The 4,736-nt window shown below is 31.7% G+C and carries 5 protein-coding genes; 3 read left to right on the plus strand and 2 right to left on the minus strand.

The annotated features are described in order from the left end of the window. Nucleotides 1-232 precede the first annotated feature (232 nt). Nucleotides 233-781, plus strand: a complete 549-nt coding sequence (locus WCG23_12880; protein MEI8390764.1) for a helix-turn-helix transcriptional regulator — start codon at nt 233-235, stop codon at nt 779-781. Between the two features lie 132 nt (nt 782-913). After that, entirely contained in the window at nt 914-1,234 is a 321-nt protein-coding gene (locus WCG23_12885; protein ID MEI8390765.1) for a nucleotidyltransferase domain-containing protein, read from the plus strand. A 544-nt stretch (nt 1,235-1,778) separates the two neighbouring features. On the opposite strand, the gene WCG23_12890 is transcribed toward WCG23_12885, so the two are convergent. Both WCG23_12890 and gatB read right to left on the minus strand, forming a co-directional pair. Then, nucleotides 1,779-2,231: a hypothetical protein gene (locus WCG23_12890; GenBank protein MEI8390766.1), complete on the minus strand. Its 453-nt coding sequence runs from the start codon at nt 2,229-2,231 to the stop codon at nt 1,779-1,781. A 200-nt stretch (nt 2,232-2,431) separates the two neighbouring features. Then, nucleotides 2,432-3,892 carry an Asp-tRNA(Asn)/Glu-tRNA(Gln) amidotransferase subunit GatB gene (gene gatB, locus WCG23_12895; protein MEI8390767.1) on the minus strand — a complete coding sequence of 487 codons (1,461 nt, stop codon included), beginning with the start codon at nt 3,890-3,892 and terminating at the stop codon, nt 2,432-2,434. 377 nt (nt 3,893-4,269) lie between these two features. On the opposite strand from gatB, the gene WCG23_12900 reads away from it, so the two are divergent. Further along, the coding region (locus WCG23_12900) for a helix-turn-helix domain-containing protein (protein ID MEI8390768.1) at nt 4,270-4,736 on the plus strand (467 nt) is incomplete at its 3' end.

Consider the following 4,736-nt stretch of genomic DNA (forward strand, 5'->3'; position numbering starts at 1 on the left):
TATTCCCAAAATAAAACTAATTTAATCAAAATGTTGATTTTTTTATCTTTATTCCTTTAAAAAATGTGCTATGATTGACTAAAAGCGCATACTAAAATAATCCTAACCGCAAATTAGGATATTTTTTCTGTGAGCAAATTTTAAAATCAAAATTACTTTCTACTATCTGACTATAAACGATTAAAAACCAAATGTCAAGTACATAATTTGCTAGAAGCAAGAGGGCTTTGTAATGAGTGATATGGGTATATTGCAAAACAAATTTCATTATATTCTAAAAGAGCAGAATTTATCTTATTGTAAACTTGCTAAATTAATCGACGAATATGAGTCATCTCTTATTTCAATGATTAAAGGAAAAAGACCTTTTACTGAAAAAACGATTAAAAAAATTCTTCCAATTCTTAAAGTTACAAAAGAAGAGTTTGAAAGCTGGATTATTGCCGATAAATATCCAAAAGAAATTTTAGAACTTGCCGTTCAAATAAAAAAAAATTTTCCCTATAAAAACAAATCAATACTTACAAACAATATTGATTGTCTACTAGAAAAAAAAGAGGTTTCCCGCACAACTTTAAGTAAAGAAATCAATTACAGCCAAAGCGGTTTAAATCAAATAATAACAGGTAAAAGAACAATGTCTGCGTCAATTCTGAAAAAATTATCAGATTTTTTTGAGATTTCTCAAGAGCAAATTTTAAGTTGGATTATTGCTGACAAATACTCTTTGGAGATTCTGGAACAAGCCTTGCTTTGTACCGGAAACGAATATTTCAATTAATTTTATTTGCTTTATCAAATTTTGGGTTAAGGAAATTTAATGCCTATTTTAATTTGTTGACAAGTCAAATGCTGAAAGAATAGACAAACTGATTTAACTCAATTAAAATAAAATAAAATAGGGAATAAATACATGCCGAAAAGAAAAATTGTAAAAATCATTCAAGAATTGAATAAGCTAATAAAAGAAATGTATCCTGATCTCAAAGGATTATATCTCTATGGTAGCCAGCTTAAAGGAACTGCTCATAAAAATTCGGACGTAGATATAATTGCAATATTTGACGAAGTTTCAAGAGAAAAAACTTTTGAAATAAGTGGCATACTTTGTGATTTACAATACAAATATGATATTTACATTGATTTACATGAGTATACAGAAGAAGATTTACAAAAAAATCCTTATTATTACAATGAAGTAGTGAATAAAGGTCAATATTATGCAGCAGCATAGTAATACTTTAGCTAAAATATCTATTGAAAAAGCAGATACGGCTTTGCAAGATGCGTATAACATTCTGGATATAAGCTTAACTACAGCATAAAACAGGGCTTATTATTCTGTATTTTATATTGTATCAGCATTAGCATACTTAGATGATTTCGTAAGTAAAAGCCACCATTATTTACAGGGACAATTTAACAAAAGATATATTTACGAACAAAACTTATTTGATAATGTTTTAAACAAAATATATGGTACTTTAATCAGACATAGAGAACATTCTGACTATGATTTTACATACAAATTAACAAGAGAAGGTGTTTTAAAAGATATAGAAGATGCTAAAAGCTTTATTGAAAGTGTTAAACCTTATGTATTAAAAAGATTGAAGGAAACCGAATAATGTTTATTAGCTAAATTCCACAGGAACAAATTTCAAGTTGGATTATCGCTGACAAATACTCTTTGGAGATTCTGGAACAAGCCTTGCTTTGTAGTAGAAACGAATATTTCAATTAATTTATTCATAACATTATAAACTTGTACGCCTGAGTTAGACGGCAATTAATGTTTTTGAGGTTTCTTCATTACATGCAACAACAGGAATTTGTGTTCCCACTATTTCGTTAATAATATATTCAGCCATCCATGCAAAATCAGGTGTTTTTGAAACTGTATCATTCAAAAGCTCGACAGAATCAACTCCCATTCTGATTATAGCCATTGCAGCAAGTCCTCTTGCAGCGCCTTTAACTGTCATTAAAGAGTTTATAAGATAAGGTAAGGTTTTTATACCAATACTAACGATATTATTTTCGATTTCTGCTCTTAATTTAGCATCACAATTTTCAGCAGCTTTTAAAAGATAACAAATATAACTTGATAAAGAGAATTCTTTGTTATTTTCGTCAACAAACTCAAGAGTACCGATTATATTAGAAATTTTGGAAGCGATTTTTTTTGTTTCGCTTGTAATTATTATATTTTTTGGATCTGAAGCTTTCATTACTCAACTTTCTAAAAAACTAAAAAACAAACGTATTTTTTACACTTTTATTTTCAACATGATAATTCTACACAGAAAAAAAATGAAAATTGAAAATCCTTACATAATCTTTATATGAATATAAAGTTTGTTAATAAAAAAAATTGTCATGAATTTTGTAAAGAATTTATAAAGATTTGAAAGCCTACTCTTATAACGTATCAGCCGTCAAGTTCTTCTTTAAGAATTTTGTTGACGGTTTCAGGATTTGCCCTGCCTTTTGTTTCCTTCATTACTTGCCCGACAAAGAAACCAAATAACTGCGGTTTTCCTGACTTGTATTTTTCGACTTCGCCTTTGTTAGCTTCAAGGATTTTTTTAATAGTATCTTTAAGAGCGCCTTCATCAGAAATTACGCTCATTCCCTGCTCTTCAACCATTTTTTTAACAGAGCCGCCATTTTTCATGAGAGGCGCAATTAATTTTTTGGCAATATTGTTGGAAATCGTTCCTTTATCAATCAATATAATCATTTCGGCGAGAGATTCAGGAGTTAATTCAATTTTATCAATCGTAGTTTTATGTTCGTTAAGGTAAGCTGTAATATCGCCCATTAGCCAATTTGCAGCAGATTTTGCATTTATTTTAAGTTCAACTGTTTTATCCAGAAAAAGTGCCATTTCCATTGAATTTACAAGAACTTCTGCGTCATATTTCGACAAGCCAAGCTCGTCTATATATCTTTTAAGCTTCTGTGCAGGCAGCTCCGGCATTGTTTCTCTGATTCTATGAACCCAATCAGCATCTATTTCGATAGGAACAAGATCAGGTTCAGGGAAATACCTGTAATCATGCGCTTCTTCCTTGCTTCTCATTGAAATTGTGATTTCTTCATCTTCTTTCCAGAGTCGGGTTTCCTGGACTACTTTACCGCCTGACTCAACAAGTTCAATTTGTCTTTCAACTTCATATTCGAGGGCTCTTTGCAAAGCTTTAAAACTGTTCATGTTTTTAATTTCTGCTTTTGTGCCTAATTCTTTTTGTCCTACAGGTCTGATGCTGATATTTGCATCGCATCTCAAGCTGCCTTCTTCAAGGTTTCCGTCGCAAACCCCGAGATATCTCACGATATTTCGCAATTCTTCGACATAAATTCTGGCTTCTTCGGGAGAATTAATATCAGCTTCGCTTACGATTTCCAGAAGAGGAACTCCTGTCCTGTTATAATCCACAAGGCTATAAGTTGACCCTGCAAGTCCTGTAGCTCCGGCATGTACTAATTTACCGGCATCTTCTTCAAGATGAGCCCTGTTTATCCTGATTACCCTGCCATTTATTTCGATATAACCGTTTTTGCAAACAGGCATATCAAATTGAGAAACCTGATAATTTTTAGGTAAATCAGGGTAAAAATATTGTTTTCTGTCAAATTTAGAATGGCGCGCAATTTCGCAGTTGAGAGCAAGTCCTGTTAAGATTGCATATTCAAGAACTTTTTTGTTTAAAACGGGTAATACCCCAGGATACCCCATACAAACAGGGCAAACCTGAGAATTATGTTCATTTCCGAATTCTGTTGCGCTGTCACAAAAAATTTTCGACTTCGTTTTTAACTGGGCATGAACTTCTAACCCTATAACTGTTTCGTATTTATCCGTTATTTCCTGTGTTATTGCTGACATAATAAATTTTTCCCACTTTTTCTATTTAACCTGAATTGCTGATTGGCTTTTGTTGTCATTGACAGGCAACTAATAAGGTATTTCAAATATTAATCATGCTTACGAAGCAATCTTCCCATATACTATACCGCTCCGAAAAAGTAATCAATAAAATGAAAATATTTTGCACAAAAAGTAACCACAATTATTACCAATGTAGTAATTCAAAACAAAAAGAAAAGCTACCAATTTATTCGGTAGCTGGTAAATATTTTGGGAGGAGATTTGGGGGGTTGTTTGTTACTTATATAATTCTCGTGACAAAAAATAATTGACAGTTTCGCATTGAAATCGCAACACTTTGTTACAATCGTTAAATAACGAAAGGAGCAAAATAAATGACAGAAGTAAAAAGAGGGCATTTGACAGAAGAAGAAAGAGACTTAATAACTATTCTTCATGCACAATGCAAAAAAGTAAGAGAAATAGCAAGAGCAACAGGCAGAAGCCCCGCTACAATCTCAAGAGAATTAAACAGAAAAGAAGCTGTCTATTTAAATGGCAACTATGTAGGTTCTCAAACACATAAACGTGTAAAACAGCAATGGGCAGCTACTCATAACAGAAAAAAGCTGGAAAATCCCGAAATTAGAGAATATGTAATTAAAGCAATAGAACATAAATGGTCGCCACAATTAATAGCCGGAAGATTAAGGATGAAATTCGGTTTATTAATGCACCATGAAACAATCTACAGGTTTATTAGAGAAGAAAGACCTGATTTGAAAAAATATTTGACCAGAAAAAGATTCAGAAGAAAAACTAAAAAAACGAAAACTCTGCGTACTTTAATTCCCGATAGAAC

This window comes from bacterium, assembly GCA_037147175.1.
Lineage (GTDB): Bacteria > Cyanobacteriota > Vampirovibrionia > Gastranaerophilales > UBA9971 > UBA9971.

Coding starts and splice junctions, on each gene's coding strand:
- WCG23_12890 (MEI8390766.1), bottom strand. CDS start 2,231: ATGAAAGCTTCAGATCCAAAAAATATAATAATTACAAGCGAAACAAAA.
- WCG23_12880 (MEI8390764.1), top strand. CDS start 233: ATGAGTGATATGGGTATATTGCAAAACAAATTTCATTATATTCTAAAA.
- gatB (MEI8390767.1), bottom strand. CDS start 3,892: ATGTCAGCAATAACACAGGAAATAACGGATAAATACGAAACAGTTATA.
- WCG23_12885 (MEI8390765.1), top strand. CDS start 914: ATGCCGAAAAGAAAAATTGTAAAAATCATTCAAGAATTGAATAAGCTA.